Below are 19,084 nucleotides of genomic sequence, written 5' to 3'. Positions count from 1 at the left end.
CCCCTAAACCAGGGCAAAGCGGGCTTCCAGGTTGGCCAGGTCCGCCTCGAGGAAGCGGAGGCGGACCTCGGCGTTTAGGGGAAGGGGCTGGGCCAAGGCCACCTGGGCGCTGAGGCCGAGCTCGGGGAGGAGGAAAACCCCCTGCCCACCCCGCCTTTCCACCAAGACCCCCGGCCCCTCGTAGCCCTCCTGCAGGAGGTAGACCAGGGTCCAGTGGAGCTTGCTCTTGCGCTCCGCCTCCCGCACCAGGTCAGCCACCGCCTCCGCCGCCCCCACCCGCTGCAAGAGCTCCTCCTGGGAAAGGGGCTTTTCCCCTCGGAGCCAGGCCCTGAGCTGCTGGTGGGCCACCAGGTCCAAATAGCGCCTAAGGGGGCTCGTCACCTGGGCGTAGAGGGGGAGGCCTAAGCCCTTGTGGGGGGCGGGCACCGCCTTGAGCTGGGCCCGCTTGAGGAGCTTTCTCTGCTCCCACATGGCGGCGAGGCCCTCCCCCTCCACCCTGCGGCTCGGCGCCTCCTGGGTGGCAAAGGGGAAAGGAAGCCCTTCCCGGAGGGCCAGGTGGGCGGCGGCGTAGCCCGCCAGGAGCATGGCCTCCCGCACCCAGAGGCGGCTTTCGTAGGGGGGCAAGGGGGTGAGGCGCACCCGCCCTTCCTCCAGGCGCACCTTCGCCTCGGGCAGGGCGAGGTCCAAGGCCCCCTGGGCCAGGCGCTTCCGGTGAAACGCCTGGGCCAAGGCGGCCAAGGGCCCCAAGGCGGGCTCCCCCAGGGCCTCCCGGTAGGTGAGCCTTTGCACCCGGACCCAGGAGGGGTAAAGGCGCTCCTCCAGAAGCTCCCCCTCCTCGGAAACCCAAAGCTCAAAGGTGAGGGCGGGGGACACCGGCTGAAGGCCCAGGCCCAGGCGCTCGGTGGCGGCCTGGGGCAGCATGGGCACCGTGCCTTCAGGAAGGTAGAGGTTAGCCCCACGGCGGAGGGCCTCCAGGTCCTGGGGGCTTCCCGGGGGCACTAGGGCGGCCACGTCCGCCACGTGGACCAGGAGGCGGAAGCCTTCCGGCACCCGCTCGGCGTAGACGGCGTCGTCGGGGTCTTGGCTTCCCTCGTCGTCCACGGCGAAGGCGGGGAGGCCCGTGAGGTCCTCCCGGGCCTCCTCGGGCAAAGGGGGCAGGGGGAGGTCCGGAGGGTTCAGGGGAAGGCCCAGGCGCCGGGGATGGGGGTTTTCCCACCGCCAGAGGCCCAGGCGCAGGAGGAGGGCGTGGGCAGCCTCCGGGGTTTCCGGGAGGGCCAGGGCCCGCATCAGGCGGCTTTCCCGCCGCTCCCCCCAGGCCAGGGCCTCGGCCTCGGCCAGGAGGGGGCGGTCCTCGGGAAGCCACCTCCCCTCCTTAAGCCTCCCCACCGCCTCCTGGAAGGCCTGCTCCCGCTCTTCCCGCGCCCTTTTGGCCCGCAGGAGGGCGGCAAGCTCCTCGGGGGTGCGGGCCCGCACCCGGTCGCCCTCGAGGACAAACCGCTCCCCCCTTTGGGCCAGGAGGTAGGCCCCGTAGGCGGCCTCCGGCGTGTAGGCACCGTAGACCAACTCCGCCAGCTCCTTCAGGCTCACCGCCTGGCCCTGCAAAAGCTCCCAGGCCGCTTCCTCCTCCCCCTCGGGCACCTCCAGGGGGAGCTGGGCGGGGCCAGGATGGAGAAAGAGGACATCCTTGGGGCGCACCCGGGCCCTAGCCCCATCGGGTAGGGTGAGCTCCAGCTTATCGCCCCTTTCCTCCGCCAAGGCGGGCCGGTTCTTGTAGATCACCAAAGCGGCCACGCCCCCCAGGATACGCCAGGCAAGGGTATAGTGGGCGGCATGGAGTGGGAGCTCTCCGACCTCTATGCCGGCCCCGAGGACCCCAGGCTGGAAGGGGATTTGACCGAAGCCCTGAACCTGGCAGAGGGACTGGACCCCAAGGACCTCCTGGACCCCAAGCGGGCAGAAGCCCTTTTCCGCCGCTATGAGGAAGCCTTGGAGAAGGCCTACAAGCCCTTGAACTACGCCTCCCTCTTCTTCGCCACCCGCACCCAAGACCCCGCCGCCAAGGCCCTTTTGGACCGGGTGCGGAACCGCTACACCGAGGTGCGCAACCGCCTGGTGCCCCTCGAGGTGGCCCTGCGCAAGCTCCCCGAGGAGGCCTTCCAGGCGCTTCTAGCGGAGCCCGACCTCGCCGACCTCCGGCACTTCCTGGAGAGGCAACGGGCCTACGCCCCCCACACCCTCTCCGAGCGGGAGGAGGAGCTTTTAAACCTCAAGGGCCTGGTGGGCAGAAGCGCCTGGAGCCAGTTCTACACCGAGTACACGGGCCGCTTCCGCTTCCCCGTGGGGGGCAAGGAGCTCACGGAGATGGAGGTGCGGGCCCTTCGCCGCGACCCCGACCCCGAGGTGCGGCGGGAGGCCCACCGGGTGCTCTACGGCAAGCTCTTGGCCGAAGCGCCCACGCTGAGCGCCGTCTTCAACGCGGTCTATTTGGACTACCTCCAGGACCTGCGCCTTAGGGGCTACCGCCATCCCTTGGAGCCCGTGGCCCTCCGGGACGAGGTGGAGGTGCGGGACATCGAGGCCCTCCTCGAGGCCACCCGGGCCCACTACGGCCTGGTGGAGGCCTACTACCGCTGGAAGGCCCGGCGGCTTGGGCAGGAGAAGGTGGCGAGCCCCGACCTCCTGGCCCCCCTGAGCCGGGAAAAGCCCAAGGTGCCCTTTGCGGAGGCCAAGGCGCTGGTCCTGGAAGCCTTCCGCCGCTTCTCCCCCCAGGTGGAGGAAATCGCCCGGGAGTTCTTTGAACGGCGCTGGATCGACGTCTACCCCCGCCCCGGCAAGCGGGGTGGGGCCTTCTGCTCTGGGGGGCTTCCCTCCACCCACCCCTACGTCCTCCTCAACCACACCGACGACCTGGACGCCGCCCACACCCTGGCCCACGAGCTCGGGCACGGGGTACACTTCTACCTGGCCCGCCGGCAGCGCCTCCTCAACTTTGGCGCCTCCACCCCCCTGGCGGAGACGGCCAGCGTCTTCGCGGAGATCCTCCTGGACGACCTCCTCTTAGAAAAGCTTCCCGAGGAGCAAAAGACCCTCCTCCTGGCGGAAAGGGTGGAGGACGCCGTCAACACCCTCTTCCGCCAGGTGATGTACACCTTCTTTGAGCGCAGGAGCCTCGAGGCCCGCAAGGAGGCCGCCCTTTCCCCTGAGGCCTTCCACGGAATCTGGCAGGAGGAACAGGTGCGGCTTTACGGGGAGGCCGTGGAGTGGACGGAGCTGGACCAAGCGGCCTGGGCGGGCATCCCCCACTTCGTCCACTACCGCTTCTACACCTACAGCTACGCCCTGGGCTACCTGGTGGTCCTGGCCCTTTACGGCAAGTACCGGGAGGAGGGGGAGGCCTTCGTGCCCAAGTACCTGGAGGTCCTCGAGGCGGGGGAAAGCCAAAGCCCCAAGGAGATCCTGGCCAAGGCGGGGGTGGACCTGGCCTCGGAGGCCTTCTTCCGGTACGGCTTTGGCGTTTTGGAGTCTTGGCTCAAGGCCCTCCCCTGAGCCAGAATAGGGGGATGGACCTCGTCTTTCGCCCCGAGCGCTACCCCTTTCTCACCCAAGACCTCCCCGGCGTGGGGGGCACGATCCGCCTCCTCCCCGAGGACTTCCAGGTGGAGGAGGTGCCCGCCTACCTGCCCAGCGGGGAAGGGGAGCACCTCTACTTTCTCCTAGAAAAGGAAGGCCTCACCACCCGCCAGGTGGTGGAGTTCCTGCGGGACGAGGTGGGGGTTCCGGAAAAGGCCATCGGGGTGGCGGGACTCAAGGACAAGCACGCCAAAACCCGGCAGTGGTTCTCCATCCCCCGCCAGCACGAGGACGCCCTCTGCCTTTTGGAAAACCTCCGCGGAGTAAGGCTTCTGGACGCGGGCCTCCACACCAACAAGCTCCGCACCGGCCACCTCAAGGGCAACCGCTTCCGCATCCTCATCCGAGGGGCAAAGGGCAAGGAGCGGGCAGAGGCCATCCTGAGAGTGCTCTCGGAAAAGGGCCTTCCCAACTACTACGGCCCCCAGCGCTTCGGCCTTGGGGGGCAGAACCCCGTGCGGGGCTACGAGCTGGTGAAGCGGGGCAAGGGCCGGGGTAGCCCCTGGCTCAAGCGCTTCCTGGTGGGAAGCCTCCAGAGCCTCCTCTTCAACGACTGGGTGGCCTTGAGGATGGAGAGGGGGCTTTACGACCGGGTCATCCCTGGAGACTGGGCCAAGAAGCACGCCACGGGAGGGGAGTTTCTGGTGGAGCGGGAGGAGGAGGCGGAAAGGGCCCTCAGGCTGGAGATCAGCGCCACGGGGCCCCTCTTCGGCAAGAAGTACCCCGAGGCCCAAGGGGAGGCCAGGGCGCTGGAAGACGAAATCCTGGCCCGCTATGACCTGAAACGGGAGGAGTTCCGAGCCCGCCGGGGAGCACGGAGGCCCATTCGCATCCCCCTTACGGAGTGGACCCTGGAGGAAACCCCAGCAGGGCTTTGGCTAACCTTCTTCCTCCCCAAGGGCTCTTACGCCACTAGCCTCCTGAGGGAGGTGATGAAGGTGGAGGTGGATGCCCCGGAAGAGGAAGAAACCCTGGGGGAGGGCTAAACCCTCCTCCAGCGCTGGGTAGCTGCTAAGTACCCGCACGCAAAGGTTGCCCCACCGGCCAAAGCCAAAGCGGCTTGCTCATGGCCTCTTTGGGGCCCCCGTCGTGGCGCAAGCCACGACGGGGCACTTAGAAGCGGTAGCCCACCTTGAGCTGGGCCGCCAGCTTGCCCGCGGCGACGCCCAGGTCCCCGCCCAGGAAAAGCGGCACTCCTAAGGTAGCCTTGAGGTCATACTCGGCATCCGCCCGGAAGTAAAGGCTGGTGTTGCCGAAATGGAAGCCAGGGATGACCACCCCAAGCCCCACGCCCCCCTTCAAACCCTCGGCCAGGGGATAGAGGTAGCGGAAGAGGAAGGCCCCGTTCCAGTTGCCGTGTAAGTCATTAGCGATATCCAAAGCTGGCCGCACCTCCCCCACCGGGGGCTGGAAGAGGAGGCAGTGCCAGGAGGCCTCGAGGCCAAAGCCCTGGGTACCCCCCACCACCGCCAGGGAGGGCTTTAAGTTCTCCACGGAAAATTGCGCCATGCCCAGACCGAACGCCACCGCTAAAACACCCAGAATCCTGCGCATATCCACACCTCCTATGTGCATACTACTCCATATTCACCGCCATTCGCAAGCTTTGCGCTAGGGAATCTCCAGGGAATACCCGATACCCCCTCCCCCTAAGTACCTCCCCCACCGCCTCCCCTAAGCCCCGCACCAGGATGGGGGGCGAGCCGAGGTTGGTCATGACCACAAAGCCCGCCACGTACTCGGCTAACTCCTCGGGGCTCATCTTAGGCCCTCCGGTGCGCCCGTGGCCCGGGAGGTCCAGGAGGTAAAAGGTGTAGCCCTGAGGGAGTTCCTCCGGCCACAGGCTGGCCTCCTCCGCCAGCAGGAGGACGGCAGGACCCCGGCCCACCCGGTCAAAGACCAGGTTCAGGCCGTATAGGTGCAGGTAGCCCGTGCGCCTCATAAGGCCAGCCCACCCGGTAGGGGACGAAAGCCCTCTCCCGACACGAAGTCCTTCACCAGGTCCAAGACCTCCTCCCTTGCTTCCCAAGGCACAAAGTGGCCCGCCCCCTCGAGGGCAAAGCGCACCGCCTCCCCCTTGGCGAAGTCCGCCACCTCCTTGCCGTAAAAAGGAGGGGTAAAGGCGTCCCAGGCCCCCTGGATCACCAGCACCCGGGCCCCCGTGCCCCGCAGCCAGCGGCGCTCGTCCCCCAAGGCCTCCACCCGGGAGAGCCAGGCCTCCACCCCCTCCCGGGAAAGCCCCTCCCGCCAGGCGGCGAAGATCTCCTCGTCACCCACGCTCTCCGGTCCGAAGAAAAGGGCCCGGCCCACCTGGGCGAAGCCCTCCACCCCGCCCCGCTCTAGGCCAAAGCGGAGCGCTGCCACCTTCGCCGCCAAGAGGGCGTCCTTCCGCACGATAGGCGAAAGCAGAACCAAGCTTTTGGCCTGCTCGCGGAAGGCCACCTGCAAGGCGGGGATCGCCCCCTCCCCGAAGGCCACCAGGTGAAGCCCCTCTTCCGCCGGAAGCCCGGCGAGAAAGTCCAGGCCGCTGGGAGGAGCCAGCAGCCCGGGGAACAGGCGCAGGTCAGCCACGGCCTTCTTTATACTCCAGGGCATGGAACTGGACCGCGTCCTCGGTCGGGAAACCCTGGACAGCACCCTGGGGGTGCGCTACCTGAAGCTGGAGAAGGAGGAGGTGGTGGCCGAGCTGGAGGTGACCCCCAGGGTGCACCAGCCCTTCGGCTTCCTCCACGGAGGAGCCACGGTGGCCCTGGCGGAAAGCGTGGCCAGCGTGGGCGGGTTCCTGAATTGCCCCCCGGGGCATGCGGCCTTCGGGCTGGAGATCAACTGCAACCACATCCGCAAGAAGCAAACAGGGGTCATCCGGGCGGTGGGGAAGCCCTTGCACGTGGGCCGCACCACCCAGGTCTGGGAGGTCAAGGTCTACGACGAGGAGGCAAGGCTGGTGGCGGCAAGCCGGTGCACCCTGGCGGTGGTGCCCTTAGAGCCATCCCCTTAGCCAGCGGAGCCAGTTTTCCCCTAAGAAGCCCGCGTCCCCTAGGGCCCGGAGGTCCCGGTGGCGGTCCAAGCCCTGGGGAACCGCCTGCAGGCCAAACCCCCCGTCCCAGTCCGTGCCCAGGCCCACTCCCCCTGGGCCCAGGATGGCCTCCGCATGGGCCTTGTGGCGGAAAAAGGCCTCCAGGGGAAGCCTGGGGTCGCCCCGCTTCCAGCCGGGGTCCAAGAAGGCGTTGAAGGGCACCAGGCCCAAGACCCCGCCTCGCTCCCTTAGCGCCTCCATGAGCCGGTCGGAAAGGTGGCGGGGGGAGGGCACCAAGGCCCGGGCGTTGGCGTGGGTGGCGCACACCGGCCCCGGGAAGACCTCGAGGGCCTGCCAAGCCGCCTCTTCCGCCAGGTGGGAGAGGTCCAGGGCCACGCCCCAACGGGCCATGGCCTGCAAAAGCGCCTTGCCCCGCTCGGTGAGGGGGCCCTCCTCCGCGTTGCCCCCAGCGTAGGCGTTCCCCATGGCCCAGGTGAGGGAAAGGAGCCTTAGACCCCGCTCCCTTAGGGGGAGGAGGTCCTCGGGGGAGGCCAGGGCGTGGGCCCCTTCCAGGAGGAGGAGAAGGCCCGGCACCCGGTCCTGGGGAAAGCGCTGGAGATGGGCTTCCAACCCGCGCCCATCCCGCACAAGCCGCACCAAGCCCTGGGCCTCCCAGGCCTCGTAGAGGTGAAGCTGGACCCAGACCTCCTCCTCCCAGTCCTCCCGCCCGCCCTCCCGGGGGTCCACGAAGAGGGTGGCGAAGACCACGGCCACCCCTGCTTCCCGGAGGCTTTCCAGGGTCACCAGGGGGGTTTCGGGGTGGGGGTCCACCTCCCGCAGGCGGTCCAGGGGGAGGGTGAGGTCCCGCCCCAGGGCGCGGGCGTTATGGGCCAGGTCCAGGTGGGCATCCACCATGACGGGCTCCATAGGGGCACTCTACAATGAAGCTTGTGCGGCTTGCCGAGCTTCCTCCTCTCCCCGAGGCCCCCGGGGTCTACCTCTGGCGGCGGGGGGAGGAGGTCCTCTACGTGGGCAAGGCCAAAAACCTCAGGGCCCGGGTGCGGAGCTACTTCCACGCCGAGGGCAAGGCGGCCCGCATCGCGGAGGAGGCCACCGCCTTGGACTTCATCGCCACCCGGGACGAGGTGGAGGCCCTCCTCCTCGAGGCCAACCTCATCAAAGCCCACCGCCCGCCCTACAACGTCCTCCTCAAGGACGACAAGCACTACCCCTTCCTGAAGCTCACCCACGAGCCCTTCCCCACACTCCTGGTGGTGCGGCGGGTGGAGGCGGACGGGGCCAAGTACTACGGGCCCTTCCCCGAAGCCAGCGCCCTTAGGCGCATCAAAACCCTCATCGACCGCCTCTTCCCCTTGCGCAAGAACTCGGGCTACCCCATGAAAAGGAAGCGCTACCCCTGCCTGAACTACAGCATGGGCCGCTGCCTAGCCCCCTGCGTGGGCCTAGCCGACCCCGTGGCCTACGGGGAGGTGGTGCGCCAGGTGGAGGCGGTGCTGGAGGGAAAGGTGGATGGGCTCCTAAGGGAGCTGGAGGCCAAGATGCGGGAAGCGGCCAAGCGGCTGGAGTTCGAGCGGGCGGCGGAGCTCCGCGACCAGATGGAAGCCCTCAAGGCCTTCTTCTCCACTGCCCAGCAGGCCTTTGACCCGGAGCTGGGCGACCTGGACTTCCTGGGCCTGGCCCAGGCGGGGCCTTTGGCCGTGGTGCAGCTTTACCAGGTGCGCTCGGGCCGCATCCTGGGGCGCATTAGCCGGGTGGTGGAGAAGGAGGAGACGAGCCCGGAGGAAATCCTCTGGGCCTTCCTCAGGGACCACTACCTCGAGGCCTCCCCCCTCCCCCCCCTCATCCTCCTCCCCTTCCCCCTGGAGGACCTGGAGGGCCTGGAGGAGCTCCTCCGCCGCCGGGCCGGGCGCAAGGTGGAGCTTAGGGTGCCCCAAAGGGGAGAGAAGGCGCGGCTCCTGGAGCTGGCCGAGAGGAACGCCCGGCTCGCCCTGGAAACCGAGCTCAAGCTCCGAGAAAGGCGCGGGGACCACCCCGCCCTCAAGGCCCTGCAGGAGCTCTTGGGCCTGCCCACCCGGCCCTACCGCCTCGAGGGCTACGACGTAAGCCACCTCCAGGGCCAGGCCCGGGTCTTCTCCCTGGCGGTCTTTGAGGGGGGAAGGCCCAAGCGGGCGGAGTACCGCCGGATGCGCCTCAAGGCGGGCAACGACGACTACGCCGCCATGGAGGAAGGGGTCTTTCGCCGCTATACGGGAAGCCTCAAGGACCTTCCCCTCCCCGACCTCCTCCTCATCGACGGCGGCCTGGGCCAGGTGCGGGCGGCGGCAAGGGCCCTAGAGCAGGCTGGGCTCCGCCTTCCCCTAGTGGGCCTGGCCAAGAAGGAGGAGGTCCTCATCACCCCTGAGGGGCGGGAGATCCGCCTGCCCCTCACCCACCCCGCCTTAAGGCTCCTCATCCATCTGCGGGACGAGGCCCACCAAAACGGCCTCCGCTACCACCAAAAGCGGAGGAGCCAGGAGCTATTCCAGGTGCTTGCCGGCATACCCGGCATCGGGGAAACCCGCAAGCGCCTCCTCCTGGAGCGCTACGGGGGGCTTAAGGCTTTGAGGGAAGCCCCTTTGGAGGAGCTTGCCCGCCTGGCCGGCATGAACCGCAAGGTCGCAGAGGCTTTAAAAGCTGCCCTGGATGCCCCTGTTAAGGAAACTTGACCACCACTGGCCTGAGGCGATTCTCCCGGGTTCCGTCGCCCAGTTGCCCGTACTCATTCCTTCCCCAGGCATATAGGATTCCTTCCCCGGTCAGGGCCAGGCTATGGGCATCCCCAGCCGCAATGGCTACGACTCCTCTTAAACCCTCCACCCGGCGGGCCTCCATCCGCCCTTCCTGGGTACCGTCCCCCAGCTGACCGGACTCGTTGGCCCCTAAGGCCCACACCTCCCCTTCCCGGGTCAGGCAAAGGAGGTGCTCCCGGCCCGCCGCCAAGGCCACTATTGGCGGCAAGCCTGCAAGCCGCTTTGGTGTAGCGGAATCCAGACCGAAGACATACACCGAGCCATCCCCCAAGAGGGCCGCACTGAAGCTACCCCCACCCACGGCCTGGACCACCGCGGATAAGCCCTCCACCGGCAAGGGCCGGGAGCGGGACTCCACCGTGCCGTCCCCCAGCTGGCCCGAAAGGTTGGCCCCCCAAGCGTAAAGCTGCCCCTCGCGGGTGATGGCCAAGGAGTGGAAGTACCCCGCCGCCACCGCCATTATCGGGGGAAGCCCCTGAACCCGCACCGGGGACTTCCGCATCTCGTAGGTGCCATCGCCTAGTTGGCCCTCCCCATTGGCCCCAGAGGCGTACACCACCCCGCCCTCCGCCAGAAAAAGGCTGTGCGCGTATCCTCCCGCCACGCCCACGATCCTGGGCAACCCCTCCACGCGCACCGGCCGGCCTTGGCTGGCCAAGGAACCCAAGCCCAGCTGGCCCTCCTCGTTGCGGCCAAAGGCCAGCACCCTCCCCTCTGGGTCCAAGGCCAGGGTGTGGCCCTCGCCCGCCGCCACGGCCACCACACCCTGCAGCAAAAGCGCCGGGCGGTTACGATTTAAAAAGGTTCCGTCTCCCAGCTGGCCATGGTAATTCCAGCCCCATCCCCACAAAGCGCCCAGTTTAACCACGCCTTGCTTAAGGAAGAGGCTATGCCCAGAGCCCGCCGCCAACATGCCCTGGGAAAGGGCTACCCCCAGGAACAAGAGCGTTAACCCACCCCACCGTTGCCATCCCATTCTGATTCCCAGATTAACCAGCGTCGCCTAAACCCACCTTAAACACCTGGGGTAAGATAACCCCCTGATGGTGCGCCGCGCCCTGGAAGAGGCCATTCACACCGCCCTTAAGGAGCTGGGCCTGGACCTCCGCCTCAAGGTGGCCCGGGCCCCCAAGGACAAGCCCGGGGACTACGGGGTACCCCTCTTCGCCTTGGCCAAGGAGCTAAGGAAACCCCCCCAGGCCATCGCCGAGGAGCTCAAGGCCCGCCTGGATCTGCCCCCCTTTGTGGAGGAGACCATCCCCGTGGGGGGGTATTTGAACTTCCGCATCCGCACGGAAGACCTCCTGAAGGAAGCCCTGAGGCCCAAGGGGCCTTTCCCCAAGCGGGAAGGGCTAGTCCTGGTGGAGCACACCTCGGTGAACCCCAACAAGGAGCTCCACGTGGGCCACTTGCGGAACATCGCCCTCGGGGACAGCCTGGCCCGCATCCTGGCCTATGCGGGGCGGGAGGTCCTGGTCCTGAACTACATCGACGACACCGGGCGCCAGGCAGCGGAAACCCTCTTCGCCCTAAGGCACTACGGCCTCACCTGGGACGGGAAGGAGAAGTACGACCACTTCGCCGGCAGGGCCTACGTGCGCCTCCACCAGGACCCCGAGTACGAAAGCCTCCAGGGGGGGATAGAGGAAGTCCTCCACGCCCTGGAGCGGGGGGAACTCAGGGAAGATGTCAACCGCATCCTCCTGGCCCAGATGGCCACCATGAAGGCCCTGAATGCTCATTACGACCTTCTGGTCTGGGAGTCGGACATCGTGCGGGCGGGGCTTCTGGGCCAGGCTCTGGAAATCCTGGAACGAAGCCCCCACGTCTTCCGCCCCGCTGAGGGCAAGTACGCCGGGGCTTTGGTCATGGACGCAAGCCCCTTCATCCCCGGGCTGGAAGACCCCTACTTCGTCCTGGTTCGCTCCGGGGGGGCGGCCACCTACTACGCCAAGGACATCGCCTTCCAGTTCTGGAAGATGGGCCTCCTCCAGGGCCTCCCCTTCCGTCCCTACGAAAACCCCTACTACCCCGCCCTAAGGACCAGCGCCCCCGAGGGGGAGCCCTACACCCCAGCGGCCAAGGAAACCGTGAACGTCATCGACGTGCGCCAAAGCCACCCCCAGGCCCTGGTGCGGGCGGCCTTGGCCCTGGCGGGGAGGCCGGATCTGGCGGAAGGCGCCTTCCACCTGGCCTACGAGACCGTGCTCCTGGAGGGCAAGCAGATGTCGGGGAGGAAGGGCCTTGCGGTGAGCGTGGACGAGGTCCTGGAGGAGGCAGAGCGGCGGGCCCTCAAGGTCATCGAGGAGAAGAACCCCAGGCACCCCGCCAAGGAGGAAGCGGCCAAGATGGTGGCCCTGGGAGCCATCCGCTTCGCCATGGTGAAGACCGAACCCAAAAAGCAGATCGATTTCCGCTACGCCGAGGCCCTTTCCTTTGAAGGGGACACGGGGCCTTACGTGCAGTACGCCCACGCCCGGGCCCACAGCATCCTGCGCAAGGCCGGGGCGTGGGGCGAGCCCGATTTCGCCCAGGCCACCCCGTACGAGCGGGAGCTGGCCCTGGCCCTGTTGGACTTTGAGGAGGCGGTGCTGGAGGCCGCCGAGGAGAAAACCCCCCACGTCCTGGCCCAGTACCTGCTGGACCTTTCCGCCAGCTGGAACGCTTACTACAACGCCAAGGAGGACGGGAGGCCCGCCACCCCGGTGCTCACGGCACCCCAGGGCCTGAGGGAACTCCGCCTTGGCCTGGTGAGGAGCCTGCAAGAAACCCTGAAGACGGGGCTTTCCCTCCTGGGCATCCCCGCCCCTGAGGTAATGTAAGGGCATGCGCCTCGTCCTCGCCGCCCTCCTCCTTTCCCTCTTGGCCCTGGGCCAGCGCCTGGTCTCCCCCGAGGAGGTGGCCCGAAGCCAGGTGATCCAGAGGGCCCTGCCCGCGGTGGTCCGGGTCCAGGGCTCCCCCACCGCCCCTGGGGAGAACCAGGTGGTGGGTACGGGGTTCTTCGTGAGCCCCTTCCGGGTGGTTACCAACTACCACGTGGTCCAGGGCCTTGCCGACCTTACCGTCCGCCTCACGGATGGGCGCACTTTTCCTGCGGAGCGCTTCGCCGTGGACCCAGGGATTGACCTCGCCCTCCTCACGGTGCGCGGCCTCCAGGCCCCTCGAGTGCTGGCCTTCAGCAAGACCCCCAGCACCAGCCTTCCCCTGGGCATGGGGGTGGTGGTGGTGGGGTTTCCCTTCGGACAAGGACCCCTGGCCTCCTACGGGATCCTCTCCGGCATAGGCCCCCTCGAGGTCCCCTCCCCTGACCCCAGCGTGGGGGCCGAGGTGGGGGAGTACCTCTTCACCGACGCCCCCCTCACCGTGGGCAACTCGGGTAGTCCCCTTCTCAACCTACAAGGGGAGGTGATCGGGGTGGTGGCGGACGTGGTGGGAGGACCCTCGGGGGTGGGTGGAATCGGGGTGGCCATCCCGGCGGATCTGGTGGCCCAAAGCGTACGGGACCTAGAGCGGTTTGGCATTCCCCAGCGGGGCTGGCTGGGGGCCAGCCTGGTCAGCCTGGATGAACTTCCGCCGGTGCTCCTCAGGGCGGTGGGCCTCACCACGGCCCAAGGGGCCATGGTGGACCGGGTGGATCCAGGAAGCCCCGCGGCCCGGGCCGGCCTAAGGGGAGCCCAGCGGGACGCCCAGGGGAGGCTTTTGGCCCTGGGGGATGTGATCCTGGCGGTGAACGGCAAGGCCGTGAAGGATAAAGCGGAGGTGGTCCGCCTCATCGCCCGCTACCGCCCTGGGGACCGGGTGCGGCTAACCCTTTGGCGGGAGGGACGAAGGCTCGAGGTCACCCTCACCATGGTGGCCCGGCCTGCCAGCCGTTAGGCTACCCTGCGGAGGTAAGCGTGTACATCGCCATAGAAGGCCCCATCGGTGCGGGCAAAACCACCCTGGCCCAGCTTCTTGCGCAAAGGTTTGGGGCCGAGCCCCTTCTGGAGGTGGTGGAGGAAAATCCCTTCCTGCCCCTTTTCTACCAGGACCGAAAGCGCTACGCCTTCAAGACCCAGGTCTTCTTCCTCCTTTCCCGCTACCGGCAGCTCTCCCGCCTCCGGGAAAGACCCCTCTTCGGTGGGGTGGTGGCCGACTACCTTTTTGACAAGGACGCCATCTTCGCGAGCCTCAACCTGGAGGGCCCCGAGTGGAACCTTTACTTGGACCTTTACCGGGAGCTTTCCCTGAAGCTTCCCCCACCCGACCTCACCGTCTACCTGAGGGCCCCGGTGCCCGTGCTGTTGGAGCGGATAAGGAAACGGGGCAGGCCCTTTGAGGAGGGGATGGACCCCGCCTACCTCGAGGCCCTCTCCGAAGCGTACGAGCGTCACTTTGCCCGCTACGCCCATCCCCTTTTGGTCCTGGAAGCGGACCAGCTGGACTACAGCCAACCCGGCCCCGACCAGGACCGGGTGGTGGCCCTGGTGAAGGCCCACCTTGCCCAGGACGGCAGGACCATCTGAGGTCCAACATGTATCTGGCCATCGCCGGCAACATCGGTAGCGGCAAAAGTTCCCTCACCGCCTTGCTCTCAGAGGCCTTCGGGCTGAAGCCGGTGTACGAGGCGGTGAGCGAAAACCCCTACCTGGAGGACTTCTACCGGGATATGGGGGCCTACGCCTTCCACTCCCAGGTCTTCTTCCTGGCCCGGAGGCTGCGCCAGCACCTCCTGGAGGTGAACGGGGCGAAGGCCGTGGTGCAGGACCGCACGGTCTATGAGGACGCCCTGGTCTTCGCCCAGAACCTCTACCGGGAAGGCCACTTGAAGGAGCGGGACTGGCGGACCTACCTGGACCTCTTCCAGAGCGTGTCCCCAGCCCTCAGGAAGCCCGATCTTCTCATCTACCTCCGGGCGAGCCTACCCACCTTAAGGGAGCGGATCAAGAAGCGGGGAAGGCCCTTTGAGCAAAACCTCCCCGACCGCTACCTTCTCGGGCTCAACGCCCTCTACGAGGAACTCATCGCCTCCTGGAACCTATCCCCCGTGTACGTGGTGGAGGCGGACCGGATAGACTTCGTGGAGAAGGAGGAGGACCGCCAAGCCCTTCTTGCAGCCCTACGTTCCTGGATCAAGCCATGACCTTGGAGGAGCTTTTCGCCCCCTATGGCCTAAAGGCCCCGCCCCTCCCGGTGCGGGGGATCACCCTGGACTCGAGGCGGGTGGAGCCGGGCTTTGTCTTCGTGGCCGTGCCGGGGGTGCCCCTCCCCCACCGCAAGCCCCTGGACGGGCACGACTTCATCCTCGAGGCCCTCAGAAAAGGCGCCATCGCCGTGGTGGGGGAACGGGCGCTGGCCCTCCCCGTCCCCTACCTCCAGGTGGCGGATAGCCGCCTGGCCCTGGCCCACCTCGCCCGGCGCTTCCACGGGGAGCCGGACCGGAGGCTCGCCCTCCTCGGGGTCACGGGCTCCAAGGGAAAAAGCACCACCGCCAGCCTCCTCCACCACCTCCTGCAAGCCGGTGGCAAGCAGGCGGCTCTCCTCTCCACCGTGGCCCTGAGGCTGGGGGAGGAGGCCCGCCCCCCCATGGGCCACTTCACCACCCCAGAAGCCCCGGAGGTCTACGCCTTCTTGCGGGAAGCGGCGGAGCGGGGGCTGAAGGCGGCGGTGCTAGAGGTCAGCAGCCACGCCCTGGCCCTCAAGCGGGTGGAAGGCCTCGCCTACCGGGTGGGGGTCTTCGTGAGCTTCTACCCCGACGACCACCTGGACCTCCACGGCACGGCGGAGGCCTACTTCGGGGCCAAGGCCCTTCTGGTGGAGCGCTCGGAGCTTGCGGTCCTGAACGCCGCCCTCCCCCACCTGGAGCGCCTCAAGGGGCGGCCCCACCTCCTCTTCGGGCCCGGGGGGGAGGTCTGGGGGGAGGGCCTGCGGGAGGAGGCGGAAGGCCTCCGCTTCACCCTGCACACCCCCTGGGGCTCGGGGGAGGCCTTCTTGCCCATGCTGGGCGCCTACAACCTGGACAACGCCCTGGCCGCCAGCGCCGCCGCCTTGGCCTTTGGGCTTCCCCTGGAGGGGGTGCTCCAAGGCCTTGCCACCTTCAGGGGGGTGCCGGGGCGGATGGAGATGGTGCAAAAAGAACCCTTCCGGGTGGTCATCGATTTCGCCCACACCGGCAAGAGCCTCGAGGCCGCCCTCCAAACCCTGCGCCGCACCACCAAGGGGCGCCTCCTCCTGGTGGTGGGCGCGGCAGGGGAGCGCGACCCCAGGAGGCGGGAGGACATCGGCCAGGTGGCCGCCCGCCTGGCGGACAAGGCCTTCTTCACCGAGGAGGACCACCGCACGGAGGACCTAGGGGCCATCCTCCAAGCCATGGCCGAGGCAGCCGCACGAGAGGGGGGCACCTACGAGCTGGTGCCCGACCGAAAGGAGGCCATCCTCCGTGCCCTCTCCGAGGCCCGGGAGGGGGACACGGTGCTCCTGGCGGGCAAGGGGCACGAGCGCACCCTGGAAAGGGGTACCCAGGCCCTGCCCTGGGACGAGAGGGCGGTGGCCCTGGAGGGGCTAAAGGCCCTGGGCCTAGGTGGCGGCGAGCATCCCTAGGGAAGCCACCCACGCCTCAAAGGCCCTGAGGCCCCTATGGTACATGGCCTCCCGCTTCTCCTTCTTGACCATCCTTCCCTCCACCGGAGGGACCAGCCCCCAGTTGGCGTACATGGGCTGGAAGCCCTGGGGATTGGCGGTGGCCAGGAAGCGGACCAGCCCCCCCAGCATGCTTTCCTCCGGCGGGGCCACGGGTTTTAACCCCTGGTAGCGCCGGGCAGCGTTCAGGCCCGCCAGGAATCCCGTGGCGGCGCTTTCCAAGTAGCCCTCCACCCCCGCCAAAACCCCGGCGGCAAAAAGGCCTTCCTCCTCCTTAAACTCCAGGGTCTCCCGCAGGAGAATGGGGGCGTTCAGGTAGGTGTTGCGGTGCATCACCCCGTAGCGCACGATCTCGGCGTTTTCCAGCCCAGGGATCATCTGGATGAGACGCTTCTGCTCGGGCCACTTGAGCCCGGTCTGGAAGCCCACCAGGCTCCACATGCGCCCCTCCTTATCCTCCTGGCGGAGCTGCACCACAGCGAAGGGTTCCTTGCCGGTCCTCGGGTCCTTGAGGCCCACGGGCTTCATGGGGCCGAAGAGAAGGGTTTGGTAGCCCCTTCGAGCCAGCTCCTCCACCGGCACGCAGGCCTCAAAGTACTGCAGGTTTTCCCATTCATGGGGGGTGTGCCGCTCCGCCTCGAGGAGGGCCTCATAGAAGCGGCGGTACTCCTCCTCCGTAAGGGGGCAGTTGAGGTAGTCCGCCTCTTGCGCGTAGCGCCCAGCGCGGAAGCACTTGCTGAGGTCAATGCTCTCGTAGAGGACGATGGGGCTTGCGGCGTCGTAGTAGGCCAGGAAGTGGTCGCCGAAGCGCCCCCTTATGGCCTCGGCCAAGGCGTCCGAGGTGAGGGGCCCCGTGGCTAGGATGGTGATCCCTTTAGGGATTTCTACCACCTCCTCCCGCACCACCTCTACCAGGGGATGCTGGACCAGCCTCTCGGTGATGTACTGGCTGAACTCCTCCCGGTCCACGGCCAAGGCTCCGCCGGCGGGCACCCGGGCCCTGAAGGCTGCCTCCATGATGAGGCTTCCCGCCCGGCGCATCTCCGCCTGCAGGAGGCCCTTGGCGTTGGTGGGGCCTTCCCCGCCCAAGGAGTTGGAGCAGACGATCTCCGCCAGCCCCCCGGTGCTGTGGGCCGGGGTCATTTTCTTAGGGCGCATCTCGTAAAGGCGCACGGGAACCCCCAGCCTCGCCAGAGTCCAGGCGGCCTCGCTTCCCGCCAGGCCGCCGCCCACCACCGTCACCCGTTCCATCCTTTAGATGGTACCACCCGGGCTGGTTTGGGAAAAGGGCGAGGGCGGTTAGAATGACCCTATGGCGGTGCGGCACCGGTTTAAGGTGGAGGAGGTCTTAGCCCTTTCGGCCCTGGAGCCGGAAGCCCGCCTGGAGTTACTGGAAGGCGAGGTCTACGAGATGGCCCCCATTTCCAGCGAACACGCGGGGCGTCTGGACTGGCTCCTGCAGACCCTGGCCACCCGTACCCTGGGTCAAGCGGTCTACCGGGAACCCCAGGAAACCGCCTACCGCCACCGCCTTCTGGTAAAGAAAGGGGAAAGGATCGCCCCTCTCCTCCTTCCCCAGGCAGAAATCCTTTGGAGCCCTCCCCTATGAGCCTGGCCAAGCGCATCGTCCCCTGCCTGGACGTCCACGCGGGGCGCGTGGTCAAGGGGGTTAACTTCGTGAACCTCCGCGATGCGGGCGACCCCGTGGAAGCCGCCCAGGCCTACGACGAGGCCGGCGCCGACGAGCTGGTCTTCCTGGACATCTCCGCCACCCACGAGGAGCGGGCCATCCTGCTGGAGGTGGTGGCCCAGGTGGCGGAGTCCGTCTTCATCCCCCTCACCGTGGGGGGTGGGGTGCGGAGCCTGGAGGACGCCAGGAAGCTTCTCCTCGCAGGCGCCGACAAGGTGAGCGTGAACTCGGCAGCGGTGCGGCGCCCGGAGCTGATCGCCGAACTTTCCGACCACTTCGGCGCCCAGGCGGTGGTCCTGGCCATCGACGCCCGCTGGAAGGGGGATTTCCCCGAGGTCTACATCGCCGGGGGGCGCATCCCCACGGGCCTGCACGCGGTGGAGTGGGCGGTGCGGGGGGTGGAGCTGGGGGCAGGAGAAATCCTCCTCACCAGCATGGACCGGGACGGCACCCAGGAGGGCTACGACCTCAGGCTCACCCGGTGGGTGGCCGAGGCGGTGAGCGTGCCCGTCATCGCCAGCGGAGGGGCGGGGCGGAAGGAGCACTTCCTCGAGGCCTTTGCCGCCGGGGCCGAGGCCGCCTTGGCCGCCAGCGTCTTCCACTTCGGGGAGATCCCCATCCCCGAGCTCAAGGCCTACCTGGCGGAAAAGGGCGTGCACGTGCGCTTAGACTAGGGCCTATGGACCTGAGCGCGGTGCGCTTTGACGAGCGGGGCCTGGTCCCGGTGGTGGTGCAAGACGCCCGCACCGGGGAGGTCCTGACCCTGGCCTACGCCAACCGGGAGGCCCTGGAGGAAACCCTAAGGACGCGGCGGAGCACCTTTTTCAGCCGCAGCCGCCAGGCCCTCTGGCGCAAGGGGGCGACCTCCGGGCACACCCAGGAGGTGGTGGAGGTCCTCCTGGACTGCGATGGCGACGCGGTGGTCTACCGGGTGATCCCCCACGGCCCTGCCTGCCACACGGGGGAGCGCACCTGCTTCCACCGTCCCCTTCTCTCCGGCGAGCCCGACCTGGGCTTCGTGCTGGGCCAGGTCTACGCCACCATCCAGGAGCGCCTTAGGACCCTCCCCGAGGGGAGCTACGTGGCCCGGCTCCACCGGGAGGGGCTGGACCGCATCCTGAAAAAGATTGGGGAGGAGGCGGGGGAAGTCATCATCGCCGCCAAGAACGGAAGCCCGGAGGAAGTGCGCTGGGAGGCCTCTGATCTCCTTTTCCACCTCCTCCTGGTCCTGGCGGAAACCGGGGTCGGCCTCCAGGACCTGGCCCACACCCTCTGGGAAAGGCACAAACCCCAGGGACGACCGGGAGCCTCCAGTTAGGC

The 19,084-nt window shown here is 67.8% G+C and carries 19 protein-coding genes; 12 read left to right on the top strand and 7 right to left on the bottom strand.

What is annotated here, in order from left to right:
- Positions 1-3: 3 nt before the first annotated feature.
- Entirely contained in the window at positions 4-1,791 is a 1,788-nt protein-coding gene (locus tag L1087_RS03280; RefSeq protein WP_234557610.1) for an RNB domain-containing ribonuclease, read from the bottom strand.
- 39 nt (positions 1,792-1,830) lie between these two features.
- Here L1087_RS03280 and L1087_RS03275 point away from each other — a divergent pair, with 39 nt between their 5' ends.
- Together L1087_RS03275 and truD are read left to right on the top strand one after the other, a co-directional pair.
- Positions 1,831-3,546 (top strand): M3 family oligoendopeptidase, encoded by a 1,716-nt coding sequence (locus L1087_RS03275; protein ID WP_234557608.1) that lies wholly within the window; start codon positions 1,831-1,833, stop codon positions 3,544-3,546.
- Positions 3,547-3,560: 14 nt separating this feature from the next.
- Entirely contained in the window at positions 3,561-4,616 is a 1,056-nt protein-coding gene (gene truD / locus L1087_RS03270) for a tRNA pseudouridine(13) synthase TruD (protein WP_234557606.1), read from the top strand.
- A gap of 127 nt (positions 4,617-4,743) precedes the next feature.
- On the opposite strand, the gene L1087_RS03265 is transcribed toward truD, so the two are convergent.
- From L1087_RS03265 to L1087_RS03255, 3 genes are read right to left on the bottom strand one after another with little or no spacing between them, the layout of a single operon-like run.
- Entirely contained in the window at positions 4,744-5,184 is a 441-nt protein-coding gene (locus tag L1087_RS03265) for a hypothetical protein (RefSeq protein ID WP_234557604.1), read from the bottom strand.
- 22 nt (positions 5,185-5,206) lie between these two features.
- Complete coding sequence (locus L1087_RS03260; protein ID WP_234557602.1) at positions 5,207-5,572, bottom strand: alpha/beta fold hydrolase; 366 nt, start codon at positions 5,570-5,572, stop codon at positions 5,207-5,209.
- Positions 5,569-6,201 carry an alpha/beta fold hydrolase gene (locus L1087_RS03255; RefSeq protein ID WP_038041791.1) on the bottom strand — a complete coding sequence of 211 codons (633 nt, stop codon included), beginning with the start codon at positions 6,199-6,201 and terminating at the stop codon, positions 5,569-5,571. The genes L1087_RS03260 and L1087_RS03255 overlap by 4 nt, the downstream gene beginning before the upstream one ends.
- A gap of 22 nt (positions 6,202-6,223) precedes the next feature.
- Between L1087_RS03255 and L1087_RS03250 the strand changes: the two genes are divergently transcribed.
- Positions 6,224-6,628 (top strand): PaaI family thioesterase, encoded by a 405-nt coding sequence (locus tag L1087_RS03250; protein ID WP_234557600.1) that lies wholly within the window; start codon positions 6,224-6,226, stop codon positions 6,626-6,628.
- Here the strand turns inward: L1087_RS03250 and L1087_RS03245 are convergent.
- Positions 6,611-7,573: a dipeptidase gene (locus L1087_RS03245; RefSeq protein ID WP_234557598.1), complete on the bottom strand. Its 963-nt coding sequence runs from the start codon at positions 7,571-7,573 to the stop codon at positions 6,611-6,613. The genes L1087_RS03250 and L1087_RS03245 overlap by 18 nt on opposite strands.
- A 14-nt stretch (positions 7,574-7,587) precedes the next feature.
- Between L1087_RS03245 and uvrC the strand changes: the two genes are divergently transcribed.
- Complete coding sequence (uvrC, locus tag L1087_RS03240) at positions 7,588-9,372, top strand: excinuclease ABC subunit UvrC (RefSeq protein ID WP_234557596.1); 1,785 nt, start codon at positions 7,588-7,590, stop codon at positions 9,370-9,372.
- Here uvrC and L1087_RS03235 read toward each other — a convergent pair.
- Positions 9,359-10,369 carry an RCC1 domain-containing protein gene (locus L1087_RS03235; RefSeq protein WP_234557830.1) on the bottom strand — a complete coding sequence of 337 codons (1,011 nt, stop codon included), beginning with the start codon at positions 10,367-10,369 and terminating at the stop codon, positions 9,359-9,361. The genes uvrC and L1087_RS03235 overlap by 14 nt on opposite strands.
- A gap of 130 nt (positions 10,370-10,499) precedes the next feature.
- On the opposite strand from L1087_RS03235, the gene L1087_RS03230 reads away from it, so the two are divergent.
- From L1087_RS03230 to L1087_RS03210, 5 genes are read left to right on the top strand one after another with little or no spacing between them, the layout of a single operon-like run.
- Complete coding sequence (locus tag L1087_RS03230; protein WP_234557595.1) at positions 10,500-12,278, top strand: arginine--tRNA ligase; 1,779 nt, start codon at positions 10,500-10,502, stop codon at positions 12,276-12,278.
- A 4-nt stretch (positions 12,279-12,282) separates the two neighbouring features.
- Positions 12,283-13,332 carry a S1C family serine protease gene (locus tag L1087_RS03225; RefSeq protein WP_234557594.1) on the top strand — a complete coding sequence of 350 codons (1,050 nt, stop codon included), beginning with the start codon at positions 12,283-12,285 and terminating at the stop codon, positions 13,330-13,332.
- Between the two features lie 20 nt (positions 13,333-13,352).
- Positions 13,353-13,961: a deoxynucleoside kinase gene (locus L1087_RS03220; protein ID WP_038041786.1), complete on the top strand. Its 609-nt coding sequence runs from the start codon at positions 13,353-13,355 to the stop codon at positions 13,959-13,961.
- Positions 13,962-13,969: 8 nt separating this feature from the next.
- The gene (locus L1087_RS03215; RefSeq protein WP_234557593.1) at positions 13,970-14,578 is read left to right on the top strand and encodes a deoxynucleoside kinase; all 609 of its coding nucleotides are present in this window, start codon (positions 13,970-13,972) and stop codon (positions 14,576-14,578) included.
- On the top strand, positions 14,575-16,035 hold the full coding sequence (locus tag L1087_RS03210) for a Mur ligase family protein (RefSeq protein ID WP_234557592.1): 1,461 nt from the start codon (positions 14,575-14,577) through the stop codon (positions 16,033-16,035). The genes L1087_RS03215 and L1087_RS03210 overlap by 4 nt, the downstream gene beginning before the upstream one ends.
- On the opposite strand, the gene trmFO is transcribed toward L1087_RS03210, so the two are convergent.
- Positions 16,012-17,325, bottom strand: coding sequence for a methylenetetrahydrofolate--tRNA-(uracil(54)-C(5))-methyltransferase (FADH(2)-oxidizing) TrmFO (gene trmFO, locus L1087_RS03205; RefSeq protein ID WP_234557591.1), 1,314 nt, complete (start codon positions 17,323-17,325; stop codon positions 16,012-16,014). The genes L1087_RS03210 and trmFO overlap by 24 nt on opposite strands.
- 61 nt (positions 17,326-17,386) lie before the next feature.
- Here trmFO and L1087_RS03200 point away from each other — a divergent pair, with 61 nt between their 5' ends.
- The 3 genes from L1087_RS03200 to hisIE are packed head-to-tail and all read left to right on the top strand — an operon-like array spanning position 17,387 to position 19,082.
- Positions 17,387-17,683: a PDDEXK family nuclease gene (locus tag L1087_RS03200; RefSeq protein WP_234557590.1), complete on the top strand. Its 297-nt coding sequence runs from the start codon at positions 17,387-17,389 to the stop codon at positions 17,681-17,683.
- The gene (hisF, locus tag L1087_RS03195; protein ID WP_135259769.1) at positions 17,680-18,438 is read left to right on the top strand and encodes an imidazole glycerol phosphate synthase subunit HisF; all 759 of its coding nucleotides are present in this window, start codon (positions 17,680-17,682) and stop codon (positions 18,436-18,438) included. The genes L1087_RS03200 and hisF overlap by 4 nt, the downstream gene beginning before the upstream one ends.
- A gap of 5 nt (positions 18,439-18,443) precedes the next feature.
- Positions 18,444-19,082 carry a bifunctional phosphoribosyl-AMP cyclohydrolase/phosphoribosyl-ATP diphosphatase HisIE gene (hisIE, locus tag L1087_RS03190; RefSeq protein ID WP_234557589.1) on the top strand — a complete coding sequence of 213 codons (639 nt, stop codon included), beginning with the start codon at positions 18,444-18,446 and terminating at the stop codon, positions 19,080-19,082.
- Positions 19,083-19,084: the final 2 nt, after the last annotated feature.

This window comes from Thermus tengchongensis (assembly GCF_021462405.1).
In the GTDB taxonomy this organism is placed as follows: domain Bacteria; phylum Deinococcota; class Deinococci; order Deinococcales; family Thermaceae; genus Thermus; species Thermus tengchongensis.
This window is presented reverse-complemented; position numbering and strand designations above follow the sequence as displayed.

What these genes read in the sequence shown, in the direction of transcription:
- L1087_RS03215 (WP_234557593.1), top strand. Translation starts at nt 13,970, where the DNA reads ATGTATCTGGCCATCGCCGGCAACATCGGTAGCGGCAAAAGTTCCCTC.
- L1087_RS03230 (WP_234557595.1), top strand. Translation starts at nt 10,500, where the DNA reads ATGGTGCGCCGCGCCCTGGAAGAGGCCATTCACACCGCCCTTAAGGAG.
- L1087_RS03275 (WP_234557608.1), top strand. Translation starts at nt 1,831, where the DNA reads ATGGAGTGGGAGCTCTCCGACCTCTATGCCGGCCCCGAGGACCCCAGG.
- truD (WP_234557606.1), top strand. Translation starts at nt 3,561, where the DNA reads ATGGACCTCGTCTTTCGCCCCGAGCGCTACCCCTTTCTCACCCAAGAC.
- L1087_RS03210 (WP_234557592.1), top strand. Translation starts at nt 14,575, where the DNA reads ATGACCTTGGAGGAGCTTTTCGCCCCCTATGGCCTAAAGGCCCCGCCC.
- L1087_RS03265 (WP_234557604.1), bottom strand. Translation starts at nt 5,184, where the DNA reads ATGCGCAGGATTCTGGGTGTTTTAGCGGTGGCGTTCGGTCTGGGCATG.
- L1087_RS03250 (WP_234557600.1), top strand. Translation starts at nt 6,224, where the DNA reads ATGGAACTGGACCGCGTCCTCGGTCGGGAAACCCTGGACAGCACCCTG.
- L1087_RS03225 (WP_234557594.1), top strand. Translation starts at nt 12,283, where the DNA reads ATGCGCCTCGTCCTCGCCGCCCTCCTCCTTTCCCTCTTGGCCCTGGGC.
- trmFO (WP_234557591.1), bottom strand. Translation starts at nt 17,325, where the DNA reads ATGGAACGGGTGACGGTGGTGGGCGGCGGCCTGGCGGGAAGCGAGGCC.
- hisIE (WP_234557589.1), top strand. Translation starts at nt 18,444, where the DNA reads ATGGACCTGAGCGCGGTGCGCTTTGACGAGCGGGGCCTGGTCCCGGTG.
- L1087_RS03260 (WP_234557602.1), bottom strand. Translation starts at nt 5,572, where the DNA reads ATGAGGCGCACGGGCTACCTGCACCTATACGGCCTGAACCTGGTCTTT.
- uvrC (WP_234557596.1), top strand. Translation starts at nt 7,588, where the DNA reads ATGAAGCTTGTGCGGCTTGCCGAGCTTCCTCCTCTCCCCGAGGCCCCC.
- L1087_RS03200 (WP_234557590.1), top strand. Translation starts at nt 17,387, where the DNA reads ATGGCGGTGCGGCACCGGTTTAAGGTGGAGGAGGTCTTAGCCCTTTCG.
- L1087_RS03245 (WP_234557598.1), bottom strand. Translation starts at nt 7,573, where the DNA reads ATGGAGCCCGTCATGGTGGATGCCCACCTGGACCTGGCCCATAACGCC.
- hisF (WP_135259769.1), top strand. Translation starts at nt 17,680, where the DNA reads ATGAGCCTGGCCAAGCGCATCGTCCCCTGCCTGGACGTCCACGCGGGG.
- L1087_RS03235 (WP_234557830.1), bottom strand. Translation starts at nt 10,369, where the DNA reads ATGTTGGCGGCGGGCTCTGGGCATAGCCTCTTCCTTAAGCAAGGCGTG.